The organism is Gilliamella sp. B2889 (genome assembly GCF_026536885.1).
GTDB classification, from domain to species: Bacteria; Pseudomonadota; Gammaproteobacteria; order Enterobacterales; family Orbaceae; genus Gilliamella; species Gilliamella apicola_E.
Genome location: NZ_JAFNNF010000002.1, coordinates 282,527 through 303,339, shown reverse-complemented (window position 1 = coordinate 303,339; position 20,813 = coordinate 282,527). Strand labels below are relative to the sequence as shown.

Here is a 20,813-nt window from a genome sequence, read left to right as displayed (position 1 = left end):
TTAATCTATAGCTAATTTGCTTACTTTATAAATAATGGCCCTAAAGCGCAATCAGGAATTTGATATTCTAATGGATAATCTACCTGAACCAAATATAAACCTTCAGGTTTCGCGGTTGCTGCAGCTTGAGTACGATCTTTCGCTTTTAATAGCTCATCAATCCATTGTGGTGGTTGATTACCTGCACCAACCTCTAACAAACTTCCGACAATATTGCGTACCATATGATGTACAAAGGCATTTGCTTTGATATCGACAATAACATATTCACCCTGTCTTGTAACTTGAATATGATGAATATTACGCCAGGGCGTTCGCGATTGACACTGCGCAGCTCTAAATGATGAGAAATCATTTTCACCTAATAAATATTGCCCCGCTTGGTGCATCAGTTCTTCATTTAATGGCAGATAATAATGCGTTACGCCTTTGGCCAAAATTGCTGGACGATAACGATGATTATAAATCACATATCGGTAACGTCGAGCAGTTGCGCTAAATCTAGCATGAAAACTGTCATCCACACTTTTTGACCACCGTACAGCGATATTGTCAGGAAGATGAGAGTTTACGCCCATTGTCCATGCTGCCTCACCGCGCTGAGCGTTGGTTTCAAAATGAATTACTTGCCCTGTGGCATGTACACCAGCGTCGGTTCGTCCTGCACAAAATACGGCTATTGGCTCGTTAGCTATGACAGACAAAGCCGATTCTAATCTTTCTTGAATAGAGTCAACGTGCTGTTGTCGTTGCCAACCAAAATAGCCACTACCATCATATTCGATACCTAATGCAATTTTAGAGGTAGTCATTAATCAGGATCTCAAGTGTCTCGATTAACATTAGTCCACCTAAGTAACGGATATTATCTGCTACTGACCAAAATTGAATTTGTTCATAATTTCCATAGCTGTGTCGTAAATTAGCGAGTTTAATGGTTAAGTTCTTTTCACCTTCGGTATTGACTTCGGTTACTGGGGTTGGTAAATCTTCACTTTTTACTTCAACGCCAAATTCACTAAAACGAGCCATGTCTAATTCAATGGGTAAGCTACAGGAAACATTCACCGCTTGAGCTAGTCCATAAAATACCGGCACAATAACGGATTCAATTGAGATAGGTAAATCATAATTACTTATCACTTTACGAATTTGGTTAATTTGAGTGTGTTCACCTAAACTTTGGTGATCAGACTCATGCGAAAGCGGTAATAAGTTAAAGGCAAGTTGATTGTCAAATAGCTCGTTATCAACTGGCATTCCATTGAGTAATCTAGCGCTTTGTCCTGCCAGTTCATCCACACCTGGCTTGCCATATAATGATGAAGGAATAAAGCTGGTTAAATGAAGATTAGTCAGTAATTGAATATCGGTTAGTGATGCAACGCAACGTAATAATTGAGATACGGTTGGGCTTGCAACAGCAATGATATTTTCATTGCGATATTCGGTTAATACGCTGTTATTTACTTTAGGTACAATTAATGGGATATGGTCTTGATCAGCAAAAAATCCGCTCGCATCAATAACGATACAGCCTGCTTGAGCAGCTGTTTGAGCATATTTTTCGCTAGTTTTAGTACCTGCAACAAAAAAGGCAAAATGGCATTGGCTCCAATCCATTTGCTCACTATCAATGACGGTTAAATTTTTACCGGCAAAACGAATTACTTCGCCAGCGCTGTTATCGCTACCGACTAAATAGAGATTTTCAATTTCAATAGTTTTTGAGTCATTTAATAACTCAATTAGCGCAGAACCTACTTGTCCTGTCGCACCAACAATGGCGATATTCCATGCAGACATATGATAAACCCGAATTAAAGTATTTAATGGCAATTATACCACTTTATTGTTAAAGATTTTGGAAAAAAGATATTTTTAAAATTTTGGAATCTTGCTCGAAAAATTGAATTTTAGTTGATTACAATTTTAATAATCCTCGTTAAAGTAATTTTATATTTAACTAAATTTATAATTATGGCGAAGATCTCATTATCAATGATAGCGAAAGAGGCAAAGGTTTCAATCGCATCTGTATCAAGAGTATTAAGAACACCCAACCTAACATCTCCACAAACTCAATTTCTTGTTTATCAGGCGATGAAGGCTTTAAATGTTGATCTATCAAAAAATTTAAAAGATTATCAACCCGTTCATGAAAGCAATAAAATTTTAGTTGTTGATAATCAGCTTATCTCTAAAAGCTTAATCAATTTTGGTATTGAGCAAGTTTTACATGAAGCTGGGTTTCAACTGTTTTATTTACAATTTCCTTATAAGGTTAAAAATGATCTCTATTATTTAATTCAATATATTAAGCAGAATTGTTTTATTGGCATTATCATTATAAATCAAGCTCCCTACCTTACCCAGCTATATAGTTATAAAAATTCATTACCACCAATTGTATTTGTTAATCATTTTAAGAAGAATTTTACCTGTGTTCATTTCGATCATCTGACAATTGGATATCAAACCACTCAGCATTTAATTGAGCAGGGGCATAATAAGATCGCAATTTTTATTAATAGCGATAAAAATACTAACTCCTCATTTTTCTTGCAAGGCTATCAACAGGCTTTTCAACGAATCAATATGCCGATCGATAGTGATTATGTCATTCAAGGTTGCCTTACGTATGAACATGGGCGAGATGCCATTAAGACACTACTTCAAAGCAATAAGCCGCCGACAGCCGTTATTTTTGAGGATTTGAGTAGTCTCTCTTGTTATGATTGCTATCATACGCAAAATTATTTATCGAATTATCGTTCACTTTTTGGCGCATTACACCAAGTCAAAAAGAGCCAATCACAATTACTACATCCGCTTGCAATTACTTATATTAGCCATACCAATGATCTTCAATATAATGAATTAGATCAATTGAGTAGAGTCAATAAGCCTTTATACAAAATGGGATGTAAATCAGCACAATTGTTATGTGATCTTCTTGAACATAATATGACATCATTATCACAATGCCATACTATTGATACCGAAATGTTTTTTACTAATTGCTAATATTTTAAATTGATTAACGATTTAATTAGGATGTTGAAATTAATCTTTTAGGTGACAATTTATTAAGGATTTGAGTTCCTGCACCAATAAATTGTTGGCCTTGATAAATTCTGACTAATGTTTCAACACTTACACTGTTTTCAACAATTACGGTTCTACCTAATAAAATGTCTTTACCTTGGCTTTCACTTAATACCACTTTAGGGCGGTCTTGTAGTGGGCTATCGACTGGCATAAGCAATGGTTCATTTTGCAATTCATCTAGGGTGATCATATTATCGATAGGATAATTTGATACTTGTAGACGTCTTAAATAAATTACATGTGCACCACAGCCAAGTAATTCACCTAAATCATCAATAATGGTACGAATATAAGTCCCTTTTGAACAATGGATTTCTAAGGTTAATTCGTGCTTAGTTGAATCGTATTGGATAAACTGGTTGTCATAAATTGTAATGGGTCTAGCTTCTCGCTCTATAACAATACCTTGGCGAGCATATTCATAAAGTGGTTTGCCTTGATATTTTAAAGCCGAAAACATGGTTGGAACTTGTAAAATATCGCCGCGAAAATGAGTTAATGCTTCGTCGATTTGTGATTGAGTGATATTAACCGATCTAGTAGAAATTATTTGACCATCCGCATCAGACGTATCGGTACGTTCACCCAATTTGGCGATCACGCGATAGCGTTTGTCAGAATCTAATAAGTATTGTGAAAATTTCGTCGCTTCACCAAAACAGATAGGTAACATTCCAGTGGCTAATGGATCTAGCGCGCCAGTATGCCCTGCTTTTTTTGCGTTGAATAATCTTTTCACTTTTTGTAAGGCATCATTTGATGTCATGCCTTGTGGTTTGTCTAATAACAAAACGCCGTGAACATCACGGCGAGTTTTTTTTATATTCATCATCGATATTTTATTTGAAACGGATCACACTCCTCAATATTTTTTACAATATTGAGCAATTTTATTATTAATCTTTATGACGTTCGTTATCTTGTTTAATAACATCAGATACTAGACTAGACATCTGCATACCTTTAACAAGTGATTCATCATAAAAGAATTTAATTTCAGGAATAATTCGTAAACGCATTGCTTTACCAATGAGTGTTCGAATATACCCTTTAGCATCATTTAAGACAGTCAATCCTTGCTCGATAACTTGTGGATCATCATCATTTAAAAACGTTACAAACACTTTTGCATAAGAGAGATCACGTGAAATATCTACACCCGAAACCGTTACCATGCCTAAACGTGGATCTTTGATTTCACGCTGTAAAATAATCGCAATCTCTTTTTGTAATTCGTGTCCGACCCGAGATGATCGATTAAATGCTTTTGCCATATCTATTTTCCTTAAAATGTGAATAAGCAAGGTTTATAAAAACCTTGCTTATTTAGCGTATTAACTAAATAGTACGCTGGATTTCGACAGTTTCAAAGACTTCGATAGTATCGCCAACGCGAACATCATTGTAGTTACGAACACCAATACCACACTCCATGCCGTTACGAACTTCGTTAACGTCATCTTTGAAGCGACGTAATGATTCAAGTTCGCCTTCATAGATAACCACGTTATCACGTAATACACGAATTGGGTTATGACGTTTAACTACGCCTTCAGTTACCATACAACCAGCGATTGCACCAAATTTAGGTGATTTAAATACATCACGCACTTCAGCAAGACCAATAATTTCTTGCTTGTATTCTGGAGCAAGCATACCGCTCATGGCTTGTTTAACTTCATCAATTAAGTCATAAATAACTGAATAGTAACGTAAATCTAAGTTTTCAGCTTCAACAACTTTACGCGCTGAAGCATCGGCACGAACATTAAAACCAAGGATAATAGCATTAGATGCTGCTGCAAGTGATGCATCAGTTTCGGTGATACCACCTACGCCTGAACCAATGATTTTAACTTTAACTTCATCTGTTGATAGTTTAAGTAATGAATCAGAAATTGCTTCAACCGAACCTTGTACGTCAGCTTTAAGGACGATATTAAGTTCAGATACGTCACCTTCAGTCATGTTAGTAAACATGTTTTCAAGTTTCGCTTTTTGTTGACGTGCAAGTTTAACATCACGGAATTTACCTTGACGATATAAGGCAACTTCACGAGCTTTCTTTTCATCACGTACAACTGTTGCTTCATCACCTGCTGACGGTACACCTGAAAGACCTAAAATCTCAACCGGAATTGATGGGCCCGCTTCGGTAACTTCTTTACCTAATTCGTTGCGCATTGCACGAATACGACCATATTCAAATCCACATAATACGATATCACCTTTACGTAAGGTACCTGATTGAACAAGTACTGTAGCAACAGAACCACGACCTTTATCAAGGAATGATTCGATAACGACACCGCTAGCCATACCTGATTCATAAGCAGTAAGTTCAAGTACTTCTGCTTGTAATAAAATCGCTTCAAGTAGTTGGTCAATTCCCGTACCAGCTTTTGCTGAAACATGAACGAACTGAGTATCACCGCCCCAATCTTCTGACATCACGCCATATTGAGCAAGTTCACCTTTGACACGTTCCGGATCGGCTTCTGGCTTATCAATTTTGTTTACTGCAACAACAATTGGTACATTTGCCGCTTTCGCATGTTGAATCGCCTCAATAGTTTGTGGCATCACACCATCATCAGCTGCAACAACTAATACCACGATGTCGGTTGCTTTAGCACCACGAGCACGCATTGATGTAAATGCAGCATGGCCTGGAGTATCTAAGAATGTGATTTCTCCGCTTGAGGTTTTAACATGGTAAGCACCGATGTGCTGAGTAATACCACCAGCTTCGCCTGAAGCAACTTTTGCTTTACGAATATAGTCAAGTAGTGAGGTTTTACCATGGTCAACATGGCCCATGATAGTCACAACAGGTGCGCGAGAAACTTTTTCTGCACCAGTATCACGGTCGCTCATTAGTGATTCTTCAAGTTCGTTTTCACGACGAAGTACCACTTTGTGTCCCATTTCTTCAGCAACAAGTTGAGCGGTTTCTTGGTCGATAACCTGATTGATGGTTGCCATTGCACCCATTTTCATCATGGTTTTGATTACTTCTGAACCTTTTACTGCCATTTTGTTAGCAAGTTCGGCAACAGTAATGGTTTCACCAATAACCACATCGCGGTTAATTGCTTGTACTGGTTTAGTAAAGCTTTGTTGTAAAGTACTTTTGCCTTTCTTCTTGTGGCTACTACGCGTTACGGCACGCGCTTCTTCACGTTCTGCTTTACCTTCTGATAATTTGCTCGATTTTTTCTGTTTAGTCTGTTTGCTACCGCGTCCACGACCACGACCACCTTCAACTTCACGGTCGGTATCATCTTCAGCTGCACGAGCATATTTAGATGTAGTGACATGATAGTCATCATCATCACTGTTATCTGTTTCATCACTATCGCTATATTGTTCAGCAAGTTTGCGCGCTTCTTCCGCCATGCGTTTGGCTTCTTCTTCAAGTTTACGACGGTTTTCTTCTTCCGCTTTACGCTTGATTTCGTTTGCTTCGGCTTCTAAGCGAGCTTTTTCTTCTTGCGCTTTTTTCACTTTTGGATCAGCTGCTTGTTCTTGAGCAACTTTCGCTTTTTGTTCTTGATTGCGTTTTTTAGCTTCGGCTTCTTCGCGTTTCTTCTGCTCTTGAGCCTCTTGTTTAGCTTTTTCTTCAGCCTCTTTACGTGCTTTCAATTCAGCTTCTTGTTTCGCTTTTTGTTCCGCTTCAAGACGCGCTTTCTCTAATTCAGCAGGATCTTGTTTTACGATAGTGCGTTTTTTACGAACTTCAACTTTGATTTCTTTACTTTTGCCACCACCGCTTGACACATTTAGTGTTGAATGTGTTTTACGTTGTAAAGTTAATTTTGTTGGGCCTTGCTGAGGTTTTAAATGCGCAAGCAAAGCTTCTTTTTCCTTTTGAGTAACAGTATCTGATGCAGTCTTTTTCATTCCGGCATCAGCAAACTGTTGCAAAAGTGTTTGCACTGGTGTATTTATTTCTTGAGCCAGTGTTTCGATTGATACTTTGGTCATGTATAACTTTCCCTCAATTATTCATTTGCAAACCAACAAATATTACGGGCAGCCATAATAAAATCGCCAGCTTGTTTGCTTGTTAAACCTTCAATGTCTGTAAGATCATCTGTACCTTGTTCAGCTAAATCTTCTAGAGTCACAATATCTTGTTGTGCTAATTGATAGGCTAATTCTTGTGTCATACCTGGTAGATCTAATAGATCTTGTGCAGGTCGTTTATCACCACTGTGAGCAAGTGCGATAGTCGTTAAGGCATCTTTTGCTCGATTTCTTAATGCATCAACCAATTCTTCATCAAGTTCTTCAATTTCAAGTAACTCATCTACTGGTACATAAGCAAGCTCTTCAAGTGAAGTAAATCCTTCTTCAACTAAAAGTTGTGCAAGATCTTCTTCAATATCTAAATGTTTCATTAGGTTATTGATTGCTGCGAAAGATTCTGCTTGGTGTTTTTCTTGAAGATCTTCAGTACTCATGACGTTTAACGTCCAACCAGTAAGTTGTGATGCTAAACGGATATTTTGTCCATTACGGCCGATAGCTTGCGGTAAGGTATCGGCATTAACGGCAACATCCATAGTGTGTTTGTCTTCATCAACTACGATAGATACTACATCGGCTGGTGCCATAGCATTAATAACATATTGAGCTGGGTTATCATCCCATAAAACAATATCAATACGTTCACCACCAAATTCATTCGAAACAGCTTGAACGCGAGCACCTCGCATGCCGACACATGCACCAACAGGGTCAATACGGCGGTCATTACTGCTAACAGCAATTTTAGCGCGAGAACCTGGATCACGAGCAACACCTTTGATGTCGATCATCTCTTCGCCGATTTCAGGTACTTCTATACGGAATAGTTCTTCCATCATTTCAGGATTTGAACGACTAACACAGAGCTGTGCTGGTTTATTATCTTGTTCTACAAGATATAAAATACCTCGAACACGGTCACCAATTCTGAAGTTTTCACGTGGTAACATATCATGGCGAGACATCATTGCATCAGCGTTATTACCTAAATCAAGGATAACACTATCACGGTTGGTCTTTTTAACAATACCCGTTACGATATCACCAATTCGGTTTCTAAACATGTCAATAACCATAGCTCGCTCAGCTTCGCGTACTTTTTGAACGATGACTTGTTTAGCTGTTTGTGTTGTAATGCGGTCGAATGCGACTGATTCAATTTGTTCTTCAACATAGTCACCTACTTTTACATTAGGATCTTCAAATTGAGCTGCTTCCAATGTGATTTCTTTAGTAGGTTGAGTCACTTCATTAACCACTAACCAACGGCGGAACGTATCATAATCACCCGTTTTGTGGTCAATTTTTACGACAACATCTATATCAACAGTATGTTTCTTTTTAGTGGCCGTTGCTAACGCGGTTTCTAGCGCTTCGAAAATTTTGTCACGTGTAAGTGCCTTTTCATTAGATACCGCTTCAACAACAGCTAAAATTTCTTTATTCATCCTTTACACCCGTACTCTATTTAAGGTTAAAATTAGGTACAATGTTCGCTTTTTGTATATTACTAAAAGCAAACACTTCATCATTTTCATCCACGATTAATGTAATCATTTCATTATCAATGGATTTAATCTTTCCTTTCCACTTGCGGCGATTGGCAACAGGAATACGCAAACTTATTGTGACTTCTTCACCAATAAAACGTTGGTAATGTTCAAGCGTAAACAAAGGTCGATCCATACCTGGTGAGGAGACCTCAAGATTGTAAGCATCCTTAATTGGGTCTTCTACATCAAGTACCGCACTAATTTGTCGACTAACATCAGCACAATCATCAACGGTAATACCATTTTCACTATCAATATATACGCGCAAAACTGGGTAACGACCACGAATGTATTCAACCCCAACTAGCTCAAAGCCAAGTGCATTAACAGGCTCTTGGATGATTTCGGTCAATTGCTGTTCTAAATTAGCCAAACAAACCTCCACTGCAGAAAATAAAAAAGGGCATAAAGCCCAACATTCCTTTTAAACTAACGTTTAAATCATATAAAAAAACCCCGACAAGCGAGGCTACATATAAAACATAATATAATGAAGCCACTTGATTCGAACTTTCAGACAATAAAAATAGGATAGATTAATATGAATGAAAATTTAAGTGGTTGCGGGGGCTGGATTTGAACCAACGACCTTCGGGTTATGAGCCCGACGAGCTACCAAGCTGCTCCACCCCGCGATAGATGGCTGAAGATTATACTGTATTTTGTAAAAATTGCAACCCAAAATCATATCAGAATTCACAAAAAGCTTAAAGTTATTGAAACTAAGGGGCTATGATTTTTAACTGGTGAACAATTATGATTAATCTATAGTTGGGTTTTATATATGTATAATTATTCGTTTTTCAAGTGAATTAATCCGCCTAATATTCAGCGGATTAATCATTGGTTGATGTTACTTTTGCGTTGCTGCTTTCATGGTTTTAACGAAAGTTGTTAATTCACTCAGCATTTTGTCTGGATTATTAAGATTGTTTTCAATGATTTTAACAGTCGCCGATCCAGCAATAGCTCCCGCTGCACCCGATTTAATTGCTTCACTAACTTGAGCGGGTTCTGAAATACCAAAACCTTGAATTGCTGGTGGTGCTTTAAATTCAGTTAGTTTTTCGAGTAAATGAGTGAGTGGTTTATTAGCACGGTTTTCTGTACCGGTTACTCCTGCTCGTGATACTAAGTAAGTATAACCTTTGCCTCGTTTAGCAATATTTTTAATCACTTCATCGTCCGCATTAGGTGGACAGATAAATATTGGTGCGATGCCATGTTTTTCAGCAGCACCCGTAAACTCTTCGGCATACTCTACAGGTAAATCAGCAATTAATACTGAATCCACCCCTGCTTTAGCGCACTTCGCATAGAAGTTATCAATACCATTTTTAAATACTAAATTGGCATAGATTAATAATCCAACTGGAATATCAGGATTGTTTTCGCGGATTTTGGTTAAGATTTCGAAGCATTTTGCAACGGTTATGCCACCATTAAAAGCACGAATATTAGCATTTTGTATAGTTGGACCATCTGCCATTGGGTCAGAAAAAGGAATGCCTAGTTCTAACGCATCAGCCCCTGCATCAATCATTGTTTGAATAATTTGATAGGAAAGCTGTGGATTAGGATCACCAACTGGAACAAAAGGAACAAATGCACCTCGTTTTTCGACTGTTAAGCGGTCAAACAGTTTTTGATAACGGCTCATTCTATTTCTCCTTTTGCTTTTAATACATCGTAAACCGTAAAAATATCTTTATCGCCACGACCTGATAAATTGACAATTAATAGTTGCTCTTTGTTTGGATTTTCTTTAATCATCTTAAGTGCATAGGCTAAGGCATGAGATGACTCTAAAGCCGGAATAATTCCTTCATTGCGTGATAAGGCCTGAAACGCTTCAAGCGCTTCATCATCAGTGATAGAGACATAATCTGCCCGACCAATACTATCTAAATAAGCGTGTTGAGGTCCAACAGCTGGAAAATCAAGGCCTGCAGAAATCGAATAAGACTCTTCAATTTGGCCTTCTTCGGTTTGCATCATTGGGGCTTTCATACCGAAGTAAATACCGAGTTTACCATGTTTAAGTGATGCACCATGTTCGCCACTTTCGATGCCATGGCCTCCTGGTTCAACCCCAATTAATTTTACTGACTTATCATCAATAAAATTAGCAAACATCCCAATTGCGTTTGAACCGCCACCAACACAAGCGATGACAGCATCAGGTAATCGACCCTCTTTTTCCAAAATTTGTTGTTTCGCTTCACGGCTAATTATTTGTTGGAATTCACGCACTATGGTTGGGAATGGGTGCGGTCCAGCAGCGGTACCTAACATATAGTGAGCGGTTTCGTAACTACCAGACCAATCTCGCAATGCTTCATTACAAGCATCTTTTAAGGTTGCAGAGCCGGTTTCAACCGGAATAACTGTTGCCCCCATGAGTCGCATTCTAAATACGTTCGGAGCTTGGCGTTTAACATCTTTAGCCCCCATATATATTCGGCATTTTAAACCCAATAATGCACACGCCAATGCTGAAGCAACGCCATGCTGACCTGCGCCAGTTTCGGCAATAATTTCAGTTTTACCCATTCTTTTAGCGAGTAATGCTTGGCCTAATACTTGATTAGTTTTATGCGCACCACCGTGAACTAAATCTTCACGTTTTAGATATAGTTTTGTTTTGGTCCCTGCGGTAAGATTTTTACACAGTGTTAATGCTGTCGGGCGACCAGCGTAGTTAACCAAAAGATCGTTAAATTCTTTTTGAAAACTTGGATCGTGTATCGCCGATATAAAAGCATCCTCAAGTTGTTCAAGCACTGGCATCAATATTTGTGGCACATATTGACCACCAAATTTGCCAAAATAAGGATTTAATTTAGACATAACCATTCCTTTAATGTAATCAGTTAAATTTGTTCAAATACTAATTTGATTTTTTGTTTATCTTTAATTCCTGGTGAAACTTCAACGCCCGAATTAAGGTCAACACCAATAACATCGGTAGTGAGCGCCTCACTCACATTTTGCGGATTAATACCACCAGCCAAAATGACATTACTTAAATCTTTGTCACGTAAAAGTGACCAATCAAAACTTTTACCTGTTCCACCAGCACCATTATCAAATATGTAACGTGATACTAGTGGGTTATCATGATTTGGGATGTTATCGCTAATACTTAACGCTTTCCAGATCTGACAGGTTGAGGGTAATTTTTGGCGAAGTGTTTTGATATAGTTATCATCCTCATGACCATGCAATTGCACTGCATAAAGAGATAGTTGTTTAGCTATTTCGCATACTTCATCTATATCACTATCTTTAAAAACACCAACCCAATTCAAGGGTGCTGATGCGATAACACTACGCGCTTTAGTCGGTGTTATATATCTTGGTGATTTAGGCACAAAAATTAATCCACCATAAACCGTACCAGCTTGGTAGACGGTTATTGCATCCTGTGGTTGGGTTAAGCCACAAACTTTATTTTCACCTAGCATTACTTTACGGATAGCTAAGGTTAAGTTTGGCTCAGACATAAGTGCACTACCAATTAAAAAACCGTTAGCATAATGGCTAAGATCTTTAACTTGATTGTGCGTATAAATACCTGATTCACTAATAATGATTCGATCATCAGGGATTGTTTTTGATAAAGTTTTTACCCGATTGAGATCAACCGACAGATCGCGTAAATTACGGTTATTAATACCAATCACTTTAGCGCCAAGTTTGATAGCTCGTTCAACTTCTTGTTCGGTACTAGCTTCCGTCAGTACCCCCATATTAAGTTGGTGAGCAACTTGGCTTAAGTGGCGATATTCATCATCATTGACTACCGATAACATTAACAAGATGGCATCAGCCTGATAATAACGTGCTAAGTAAATCTGATATTCATCAATAATAAAGTCTTTGCAAAGTACGGGTTGGGTGACTTCATTACGTACTATTGGTAAAAACTCAAAACGACCTTGAAAGTATTTTTCGTCAGTTAAAACTGAGATTGCCGAAGCATAATCTTTGTAAACTTTGGCTATACTTGCTGGGTCAAAATCATCTCGAATTAATCCCTTGGATGGCGATGCTTTTTTACATTCTAAAATAAATACCGTTTTCGGTTGATTTAACGCTTGGTAAAAATCACGATCACTAGGTACAACTTTATTTTTAAAATTAGCCAGTGGATTTTTAATTTGTTGCTCGGCAAGCCATAGCTGTTTATCTTCAATGATCTTTTTTAAGACCGTTGCCATTTCAACATTTTCAGTTAATGCTGCAATTGCCATCTTATTCTCCACTCATTATCTTGCTGCTAACTTTTGTAATAGCTCATAAGCTTTACCGCTACGCATTAATTCTATTGCACGCTTAGCATTTTGTTTTAAGTCTGGTTCACCAAATAGGCTAATTAACATCGCCACATTTGCAGCAATAGCTGCTTCATGCGCTGGTTTACCATGTCCTTGTAAAATCGCTAACAATAAATCACGATTCATTTCTGGTGTTCCACCTTCAATATCTTTCAAAGTATATTGCTGTAGACCAAAATCTTCTGGTGTCAAAGTAAAATAGCGAATTTCACCATTTTTTACTTCGGCAACTTGAGTTTCGCCATGAATAGCGACTTCATCCATCCCTGAGCCATGTACCACATAAGCATGGGTATAGTTTAACATTTTTAATGTTTCTGCAATCGGTCTTATCAAGTCAGGATGATAAACACCAAGTAAAATACGTTTTGGTCGTGATGGATTAATCAACGGCCCAAGAACATTAAAAATTGTTCGTGTTTTAAGTTGCTGACGTACTGGTGCAGCATGGCGGAATCCTGAGTGATATTGCTGAGCAAACAAGAAACACACACCTAATTCATCAAGCGCTTTTCGAGATGCTTCCGCTGACATGTTTAGTTTAATACCTAAAGCGGATAAAACATCTGATGATCCTGATTTGCTCGACACACCACGGTTACCATGCTTAGCAACTTTATACCCTAATGCCGCAGTAACAAAAGCACTGGCCGTGGAGATATTGATGCTGTTAGTTCCATCTCCACCAGTCCCAACGATGTCGGTAAAATCATAATCAGGCACTTCAAATGGATCAGCATTTTCAAGTAAGGCCTGAGCTGCTCCGGCAATTTCATCAGGTTTTTCACCCCGAACTTTCATACTAATGATAGCGGTTGCTAGTACCGTTGGTTCTATTTTACCTTGAATAATTAAATTAAACAGTATTTTACTCTCTTCTTGAGACAATACTTGCCCTAAGTACAATTTATTTAAAATCGGTTGAATATTGTATTCTTGCTTATCAACAATGGCTTCTTGTTTTGCTTCTGGCTGTTTTTGTGGTGGATTCAGTGCCCATTCAATGGTTTGTTCTAATAATTTTACCCCTTGAATCGTTAAAATTGATTCAGGATGAAATTGAAAACCGCAAACCCGATCTTGGTCATTACGTACTGCCATAACGATGTTATTACACATGGCATTGACGGTTAATGTTTTCGGTATGTTTTCACCTTTTAATGAGTGATAGCGCGCGACCGGTAATGGATTGGGTAAGTCTTTAAACATCGCTTGCCCATCATGTTCAATTAATGAAGCTTTTCCATGTAAAATATCGCCCGCAGGGACAATCATACCACCATAAGATTCAACAATCGCTTGATGTCCAAGACAGATACCAATGATCGGTAATTTACCTTTTAAACGTTTAAGTAATTCAGGCATTGAACCTGCTTCACTCGGTGCTCCAGGTCCTGGTGATAACATTAGGATAGGATTTTGCATTTGTGATAATTTTTCGATGATCACATCAGCTGGAATTGTGTTGCGATAAATTGTCACGTTATGTTGATTGTGACGTAACTGATCGACTAAGTTATAAGTAAACGAATCAACGTTATCAAGAAATAAGATATTAGCCATTAGAATACACCTTCTACATTATGTGCTGCCATAATCGCGCGAACAACAGCACGTGCTTTGTTACGTGATTCATCCGATTCTGCTTGTGGTTCTGAATCTAAAACCACGCCACATCCAGCTTGTACGGTTGCAACACCATCTTCCACATAAGCACTGCGAATAACGATACAAGTATCAAGATCACCATTGGCAGTAAAATATCCAACTGCCCCACCATAACTACCCCGTTTTATTTTTTCCGATTCGGCAATTAACTGCATTGCCCTAACTTTTGGCGCTCCAGTTAATGTTCCCATGTTCATGGTAGCTTGATAAGCATGTAGTGCATCAAGATCTTGACGTAGTTGACCAACAATTCTTGAAACTAAATGCATAACGTAAGAATAACGATCAACTTTTAATAACTCTTTGGTATATCGCGTCCCTGGCTGACAAATTCGAGCTAAATCATTTCGTGCTAAATCGACCAACATTAAATGTTCAGCTAACTCTTTTTTATCGGTGCGCATTTCCAACTCTAATCGACTATCCAAATCGTAATCAATCTCGCCATTAGTGTTTAAACCACGTGGGCGAGTACCAGCAATTGGATAAATTTCAACTTGATTATTGGCTTTATTATATTTGAGTGCACTTTCAGGTGAGGCACCAAATAAAACAAAATCCTCGTCTTGCATATAAAACATATAAGGGCTTGGATTATTATTTTTTAAGACTTGATATGCAGATAATGGTTGAGGACAAGGTAATGAAAAACGTCTAGATGGAACAGCTTGGAAGATTTCACCTTGTTGAATCGCATCTTGCATTTTCTTAACAATGGTATTGAAATCATCATCACTCTTATTACAAGCAACATCCATTTCAGCCAACGATTGCCTTTTAATTGTGCTCATTGGTTGATTGAGTTTATTTTGTAATTCATCTAATCGTTGATTTAAGCGTGTAACTTCATCAGGACAAGAAGTAAAGGCCGTTGCTTTTAATAATGAAACGCGATCTTTGTGATTAATTTCCAATAAAGTTTCAGCTAAATAAAAACGAAAATCTTGGCAACGTTGTTCAGTTGGTAATATTGGTAAATGTTCAAAATTTGTCACTAAATCATACGCAAATAATCCACCAACAAAAACGGCATCTGAACTCGCTTTTTCGGGAATATTAACGATATTTAATAATGTTCTTAATGCATCAAAAATCGATAATGACTTTAAGCGAGAATCTTCATCTTGCAAACCATCAATGGGTGGAAACTCTAACTTAAGATTATGTTCATCTATTTTTGTTTTAGTGACGTTATCAGGAAATGCTTGCTCTAACAAAGGTAATAATTTTTGCCCGTTGCTGGTTAAAGCTTGAAAAGTCACTTCGTTGTTTAGGGCCGAAATAGTTAAAGCGCTATCAATGATCATTACGCTTTTAATCCCCTGTTTATTATCAATTTCGGCAGATTCAAGCAACAATGTTGCCGGTTTATTATCACAAAGTTGATAAAATACCTGAGTCGGATCCTGATAATAACCAATGGTTTTGATTATTTGTGTTAATGTAGGCTTATTCATTGTTGACTCTCTTTATATAAAATTATTTTTTATCTTTTTTTTAAACTAAAAAACCCGCATTTAGCGGGTCTTGTGAAAAAAGGACATCATCACATCACCCGCAGAAAGTGATGCACCACCAACTCAAAACAGTAGTTTTTTTATAGTGAGTTATAGGATTTTGATGATTTATCATTATTATATCTGCTTAAAAAAGATGTTGTACTATTAAACTAGTTCATTAGTGTGTTGTCAAGCGAATATTTTATATTCAATAAATAAAATTAGCCTTTATAAAAAATAGGTTTATTTAGACTCATTTTTTAAATTAATGACATTGATGATTGAACGATTTTAACCTATATGATTTCAGACCAGCGAATAAAGCAGTGCTCAATAACTTATGATGAAATTAAAATCGAGGAGCTAGGTTGATCTTTTCAAGATAATTTTCCACGTTGCCGTATTTAACAAATGATCTATTAGGCTGTTTTGATTTCACATGGTTAAAAACTAATAGTTTGTCAAATATCCCAATACCAATTAGAATAATCAATACATTAATAAAATTTAGAGATTTTGATATATGCCAATATTTTATATTCTTATTGCGATAATAGTTTTATTAGCTATCGTAACCGTTTTTAAAGCTATTACCATTGTTCCACAAGGATACCAATATACCATCGAGCGTTTTGGTAAATACACTCATACGCTTGAGCCTGGCTTAAACATCATTATCCCATTTATGGATGGTGTGGGTCGCAAAATTAATATGATGGAACAAGTTCTTGATATCCCATCTCAAGAAGTTATTTCTAAAGATAATGCGAATGTACAAATTGATGCGGTTTGCTTTATTCAAGTACAAGAAGCTGCAAGAGCTGCTTACCAAGTTAATCAACTTGAGCGTGCGGTTATTAATCTGATGATGACAAACATTCGTACCGTACTTGGTAGTATGGAACTTGATGAAATGTTATCACAACGTGATCACATCAACTCAAAACTTCTTAGCATTGTTGATGATGCAACTAGCCCTTGGGGAATTAAAATTACCCGTATCGAAATTCGTGACGTTCGCCCACCAGCAGAACTTATTGCAGCCATGAACGCGCAAATGAAAGCTGAACGTAACAAACGTGCTGAGATCCTTGAAGCAGAAGGTATCCGCCAAGCGGCTATTTTACGCTCTGAAGGTGAAAAACAGTCAGAAATATTAAAAGCAGAAGGTGAAAAACAAGCTGCATTTTTACAAGCAGAAGCGCGTGAACGTGCTGCCGAAGCCGAAGCAAAAGCTACACAAATGGTTTCAGAAGCGATTGCTGCTGGTAACATTAATGCGATCAACTACTTCGTTGCTCAAAAATATACTGAAGCTTTACAACAAATTGGTGCTTCAGATAACAGTAAAGTAGTGATGATGCCACTAGATGCTTCTAGCTTGATGGGTAGCATTGGCGGTATTGCAGAATTAATTAAAAACTCTAAATAATTTGCTTTAGTGAAACAATTCTTCCTAATCTAATTAGGAAGATATTATATTTTAATAAATTAGGTAACAATCAATGACTGATTTTTTAACGGTTATTTATGATTATCCTCACTGGGTATTTATTGCTTTAGGTGGTATTTTACTGATCCTTGAGCTATTGGGAACTTCCGGATATGGGCTTTGGAGTGGAATTGCAGCCATTGTTGTTGGTTTAATAGCTTGGGTTGTCCCTTTATCTTGGCCGATTCTATGGATTTTATTTGCTATTTTTACTTTGGTATCGGCTTATCTTTGGTGGGTGTGGTTAAAAAAACATGGTAAAGATAAATCTGGTAAAAGTGAAATCAATCAACCCCAACAAGAATTAATCGGAATCAAAACCATCGTTACCGAGGCTATAATTAATGGTTCGGGTCGGGTAAAAATAAAAGATGGCACATGGTCAGCAAAATGTAACCAAGATCTAGAGATTGGACAACCTGTTGAAGTGATTGCTGTTGATGGATTAGTTCTGAAAGTAAAAGCACTCAATAGATAATTGTAATAATAAATGGATTAAATACGAGTCATTGACTCGTATTTTTTTACCTTAAAAACGTAAACAATATCAGTAAATAATCTTATATATTAGTCTTAAAGATTGAAAGATTGAAAGATTGAAAGATTGAATAAAAGAACTAAACCGTCGATTAAAACCGACGGTTTTTGTGTTTATTTATCAAGTAAAGTGAATGTTTGCTTTTGTTTGGTTGTCGAATCTGAGCCTACAAACACATTAAATTTACCTGGTTCTGCAACATATTGCATTTTGTCATTCCAGAATTTTAACATGTCATATTTGATAACAAATTTTACTTGACCTTTTTCGTGAGGTTTAAGTGCTATTTTCTCAAATCCAACTAACTCTTTGACAGGACGGCTAACTGAGGCAGTCACATCTTGCAAGTATAATTGGACAACTTGCGTCCCCTCTCTATCACCAGTATTTTCTACATTGGCTATCACTTCGATTTCACCATTTGGCGACATTTCAGTTTTTGATAGTGAAAAATCAATCGTAAAATTGGTATAACTCAAACCATAACCAAATGGAAATAACGGTTCGTTTGGACTATCAAAATAAGAAGTGGTGTATTTACCCATATTGACCGTGCCATGAGGTCGACCAGTATTTAATTGACCATAATAAACAGGAATTTGACCAACATTATCTGGGAAAGACATCGGTAATTTACCTGATGGGTTATAATCACCAAAGAGAACATCAGCTACAGCATTACCACCTTCAGTACCTAAAAACCAAGTTTCAAGCATCGCATCGGCTTGTTCATATTCTTCTTTCACGGTAAGTGGGCGCCCATTCATCAATGCAATAATTAGTGGTTTACCTGTTGCTTTTAATGCTGTAATTAAACGTTTTTGGCTTGCTTGTAAATTGAGGTCAGTTCGGCTTGATGATTCATGCGCCATCCCTTCGGCTTCGCCAACAAATAAAACAACAGCATCTGATCTTTTAGCTTGAGCAACCGCTTCGGCAATCATTTTATCAGCAGGTCTTTTATCAAATTTAGTGATCTCTTCATATAAATTTAAGAATTTATAAAGATTTGGATCATCTGAAATATTGGCACCCCATGCATAGCTAACTAATTTTGGATTAACCACAGCATTCTTAATCCCTTCCAAAGGGGTTACGGCTAAATTAGCTCGCCCAGCACCAGACCAACTACCCAAAATATCCCGTTTTGAATCTGCTAACGGTCCAATCACCGCAATTTTTTTATTTTTGCTCAACGGTAAAACATTGTTTTCATTTTTTAACAATACAATACTACGACGCGCAACATCCCTTGCTTCTGCACGATGTAAACGATCGTTGGCGAACATGGTTTCAATATCAAAATTAGGATCTAAATTTCGATGAGGATTTTTAAATAATCCCATATCATATTTCAGTTCTAATACATGACGACACGCTTGGTTAATCTGCTCTTGAGAGATTGCACCTTCATTAACTAGTTCTGGTATAAACTGTAAAAAATACTCATCATTCATACTGATATCAATACCAGCTAGGATCGCAATTCTAACTGCATCTTTAGCGTCTTTTGCCACACCGTGATTAATTAATTCACGAATAGCACCATGATCACTAACCACTACACCATCAAAATGCCATTGATCACGCAGTACCTCGGTTAATAACCAATGATTAGAGGTAGCAGGAATACCGTTTACACTAACAAGTGCAACCATAACCGCTCGGCTGCCTGCATCTACAGCCGCTTTATATGGTACAAGATATTCTTGGAACATTTTTCGTTCACTCATATCCGTACTATTATATTCACGACCAGCTTCAACCGCACCATATAGCGCAAAATGCTTAACGGTTGTCACTAATGATTTTTTATCCTCAAGAGACTGTTTTTGCATTTTTTCGACAAAAATACGTCCTGCTTCCGACGCTAAATAAGGATCTTCACCAAATCCTTCTGACACTCGGCCCCACCTTGGATCTCGCGTAATATCGACCATTGGCGCCCAAGTTACATTAAGCCCATCAGAAGTTGCTTCATCAGACGATACTTCAGCAACTTTACCTATCGCATCACGATCCCAAGTTGCAGCAATCCCTAAATTAATAGGAAATACCGTACGATGACCGTGAATAATGTCAAAACCAAAATAAACAGGGATTTTATTCGGCGATTTTAATGCTCTTTCTTGCATTTGTGATAGATCGGGCTCAACTACAGTATTAAAAATACCACCAATTTCACCCGCTTCAATTTGGTCAAGGACTTTGTCTAGTGTAAGATCGCCACCCACACTGATTAATCGCAGTTGCCCTACTTTTTCTTTAATCGTCATCTTTGACATCAAGTCATCAATAAACGCTTTCTTTTCTTCACTATTGGGATTTTGAGCAAATAAAGGGGATGAAAAAATAAAAAAAACGAAAAATAACACGAATTTTTTCATAATAATAAGTATTTTTAAATTTAAGAGGATAGACAAGCGGATAGCATAACGTATTTAACTAAAAAAATCTCGTTATTTAGAAATAACATCCCTAAAAATAAAGATAAAAGCATTTATTCTTAAAAATATAAGCTTCAAAAAGTGCGTTCCTCAACTTTTTTTAAGATTTATTAAGAAAATAGATAAAAAAATA

Annotated in this window: 16 protein-coding genes and 1 tRNA gene; 3 read left to right on the top strand and 14 right to left on the bottom strand. The window is 37.2% G+C overall.

The window, feature by feature from the left end; genetic code table 11:
- Positions 1 to 20 precede the first annotated feature (20 nt).
- Both truA and J3U09_RS04315 read right to left on the bottom strand, forming a co-directional pair.
- Entirely contained in the window at positions 21 to 812 is a 792-nt protein-coding gene (truA, locus tag J3U09_RS04320; protein WP_267353053.1) for a tRNA pseudouridine(38-40) synthase TruA, read from the bottom strand.
- Positions 799 to 1,806 carry an aspartate-semialdehyde dehydrogenase gene (locus J3U09_RS04315; protein ID WP_267357245.1) on the bottom strand — a complete coding sequence of 336 codons (1,008 nt, stop codon included), beginning with the start codon at positions 1,804 to 1,806 and terminating at the stop codon, positions 799 to 801. The genes truA and J3U09_RS04315 overlap by 14 nt, the downstream gene beginning before the upstream one ends.
- Before the next feature lie 174 nt (positions 1,807 to 1,980).
- Between J3U09_RS04315 and J3U09_RS04310 the strand changes: the two genes are divergently transcribed.
- Positions 1,981 to 3,027: a LacI family DNA-binding transcriptional regulator gene (locus J3U09_RS04310; protein WP_081299551.1), complete on the top strand. Its 1,047-nt coding sequence runs from the start codon at positions 1,981 to 1,983 to the stop codon at positions 3,025 to 3,027.
- A gap of 25 nt (positions 3,028 to 3,052) precedes the next feature.
- Here the strand turns inward: J3U09_RS04310 and truB are convergent, their stop codons facing one another.
- The 11 genes from truB to J3U09_RS04255 all read right to left on the bottom strand — a co-directional run bounded on the left by truB (position 3,053) and on the right by J3U09_RS04255 (position 16,161).
- Complete coding sequence (gene truB / locus J3U09_RS04305; RefSeq protein ID WP_416380040.1) at positions 3,053 to 3,940, bottom strand: tRNA pseudouridine(55) synthase TruB; 888 nt, start codon at positions 3,938 to 3,940, stop codon at positions 3,053 to 3,055.
- A 67-nt stretch (positions 3,941 to 4,007) separates the two neighbouring features.
- Positions 4,008 to 4,385: a 30S ribosome-binding factor RbfA gene (rbfA, locus tag J3U09_RS04300; RefSeq protein WP_065559531.1), complete on the bottom strand. Its 378-nt coding sequence runs from the start codon at positions 4,383 to 4,385 to the stop codon at positions 4,008 to 4,010.
- A gap of 64 nt (positions 4,386 to 4,449) precedes the next feature.
- Positions 4,450 to 7,098 carry a translation initiation factor IF-2 gene (gene infB / locus J3U09_RS04295; protein ID WP_267357241.1) on the bottom strand — a complete coding sequence of 883 codons (2,649 nt, stop codon included), beginning with the start codon at positions 7,096 to 7,098 and terminating at the stop codon, positions 4,450 to 4,452.
- Between the two features lie 17 nt (positions 7,099 to 7,115).
- Entirely contained in the window at positions 7,116 to 8,591 is a 1,476-nt protein-coding gene (gene nusA, locus J3U09_RS04290; RefSeq protein WP_065563378.1) for a transcription termination factor NusA, read from the bottom strand.
- A gap of 16 nt (positions 8,592 to 8,607) precedes the next feature.
- On the bottom strand, positions 8,608 to 9,069 hold the full coding sequence (gene rimP, locus J3U09_RS04285; RefSeq protein ID WP_065563377.1) for a ribosome maturation factor RimP: 462 nt from the start codon (positions 9,067 to 9,069) through the stop codon (positions 8,608 to 8,610).
- 185 nt (positions 9,070 to 9,254) lie between these two features.
- Positions 9,255 to 9,331, bottom strand: a tRNA-Met gene (locus tag J3U09_RS04280).
- Positions 9,332 to 9,549: 218 nt separating this feature from the next.
- Complete coding sequence (gene trpA, locus J3U09_RS04275) at positions 9,550 to 10,356, bottom strand: tryptophan synthase subunit alpha (RefSeq protein ID WP_267331031.1); 807 nt, start codon at positions 10,354 to 10,356, stop codon at positions 9,550 to 9,552.
- Complete coding sequence (gene trpB / locus J3U09_RS04270; protein WP_065563375.1) at positions 10,353 to 11,546, bottom strand: tryptophan synthase subunit beta; 1,194 nt, start codon at positions 11,544 to 11,546, stop codon at positions 10,353 to 10,355. The genes trpA and trpB overlap by 4 nt, the downstream gene beginning before the upstream one ends.
- A gap of 23 nt (positions 11,547 to 11,569) precedes the next feature.
- Positions 11,570 to 12,952 carry a bifunctional indole-3-glycerol-phosphate synthase TrpC/phosphoribosylanthranilate isomerase TrpF gene (trpCF, locus tag J3U09_RS04265; RefSeq protein WP_324170052.1) on the bottom strand — a complete coding sequence of 461 codons (1,383 nt, stop codon included), beginning with the start codon at positions 12,950 to 12,952 and terminating at the stop codon, positions 11,570 to 11,572.
- Between the two features lie 15 nt (positions 12,953 to 12,967).
- A complete protein-coding gene (gene trpD / locus J3U09_RS04260) occupies positions 12,968 to 14,599 on the bottom strand; it encodes a bifunctional anthranilate synthase glutamate amidotransferase component TrpG/anthranilate phosphoribosyltransferase TrpD (RefSeq protein ID WP_267331735.1) in 1,632 nt (543 codons plus the stop codon).
- On the bottom strand, positions 14,599 to 16,161 hold the full coding sequence (locus J3U09_RS04255; RefSeq protein ID WP_267331736.1) for an anthranilate synthase component 1: 1,563 nt from the start codon (positions 16,159 to 16,161) through the stop codon (positions 14,599 to 14,601). Before J3U09_RS04255 ends, trpD begins: the two co-directional genes overlap by 1 nt.
- Positions 16,162 to 16,726: 565 nt before the next feature.
- On the opposite strand from J3U09_RS04255, the gene J3U09_RS04250 reads away from it, so the two are divergent.
- Both J3U09_RS04250 and J3U09_RS04245 read left to right on the top strand, forming a co-directional pair.
- Positions 16,727 to 17,635 (top strand): SPFH domain-containing protein, encoded by a 909-nt coding sequence (locus J3U09_RS04250; RefSeq protein ID WP_065563371.1) that lies wholly within the window; start codon positions 16,727 to 16,729, stop codon positions 17,633 to 17,635.
- 73 nt (positions 17,636 to 17,708) lie between these two features.
- Positions 17,709 to 18,173, top strand: a complete 465-nt coding sequence (locus tag J3U09_RS04245; RefSeq protein ID WP_267331737.1) for an NfeD family protein — start codon at positions 17,709 to 17,711, stop codon at positions 18,171 to 18,173.
- Positions 18,174 to 18,346: 173 nt separating this feature from the next.
- Here the strand turns inward: J3U09_RS04245 and bglX are convergent, their stop codons facing one another.
- Positions 18,347 to 20,608, bottom strand: a complete 2,262-nt coding sequence (gene bglX / locus J3U09_RS04240) for a beta-glucosidase BglX (RefSeq protein WP_267357239.1) — start codon at positions 20,606 to 20,608, stop codon at positions 18,347 to 18,349.
- Between the last annotated feature and the right edge of the window lie 205 nt (positions 20,609 to 20,813).

Coding starts and splice junctions, on each gene's coding strand:
- truA (WP_267353053.1), bottom strand. CDS start 812: ATGACTACCTCTAAAATTGCATTAGGTATCGAATATGATGGTAGTGGC.
- J3U09_RS04315 (WP_267357245.1), bottom strand. CDS start 1,806: ATGTCTGCATGGAATATCGCCATTGTTGGTGCGACAGGACAAGTAGGT.
- J3U09_RS04310 (WP_081299551.1), top strand. CDS start 1,981: ATGGCGAAGATCTCATTATCAATGATAGCGAAAGAGGCAAAGGTTTCA.
- truB (WP_416380040.1), bottom strand. CDS start 3,940: ATGAATATAAAAAAAACTCGCCGTGATGTTCACGGCGTTTTGTTATTA.
- rbfA (WP_065559531.1), bottom strand. CDS start 4,385: ATGGCAAAAGCATTTAATCGATCATCTCGGGTCGGACACGAATTACAA.
- infB (WP_267357241.1), bottom strand. CDS start 7,098: ATGACCAAAGTATCAATCGAAACACTGGCTCAAGAAATAAATACACCA.
- nusA (WP_065563378.1), bottom strand. CDS start 8,591: ATGAATAAAGAAATTTTAGCTGTTGTTGAAGCGGTATCTAATGAAAAG.
- trpA (WP_267331031.1), bottom strand. CDS start 10,356: ATGAGCCGTTATCAAAAACTGTTTGACCGCTTAACAGTCGAAAAACGA.
- trpB (WP_065563375.1), bottom strand. CDS start 11,546: ATGTCTAAATTAAATCCTTATTTTGGCAAATTTGGTGGTCAATATGTG.
- trpCF (WP_324170052.1), bottom strand. CDS start 12,952: ATGGCAATTGCAGCATTAACTGAAAATGTTGAAATGGCAACGGTCTTA.
- trpD (WP_267331735.1), bottom strand. CDS start 14,599: ATGGCTAATATCTTATTTCTTGATAACGTTGATTCGTTTACTTATAAC.
- J3U09_RS04255 (WP_267331736.1), bottom strand. CDS start 16,161: ATGAATAAGCCTACATTAACACAAATAATCAAAACCATTGGTTATTAT.
- J3U09_RS04250 (WP_065563371.1), top strand. CDS start 16,727: ATGCCAATATTTTATATTCTTATTGCGATAATAGTTTTATTAGCTATC.
- J3U09_RS04245 (WP_267331737.1), top strand. CDS start 17,709: ATGACTGATTTTTTAACGGTTATTTATGATTATCCTCACTGGGTATTT.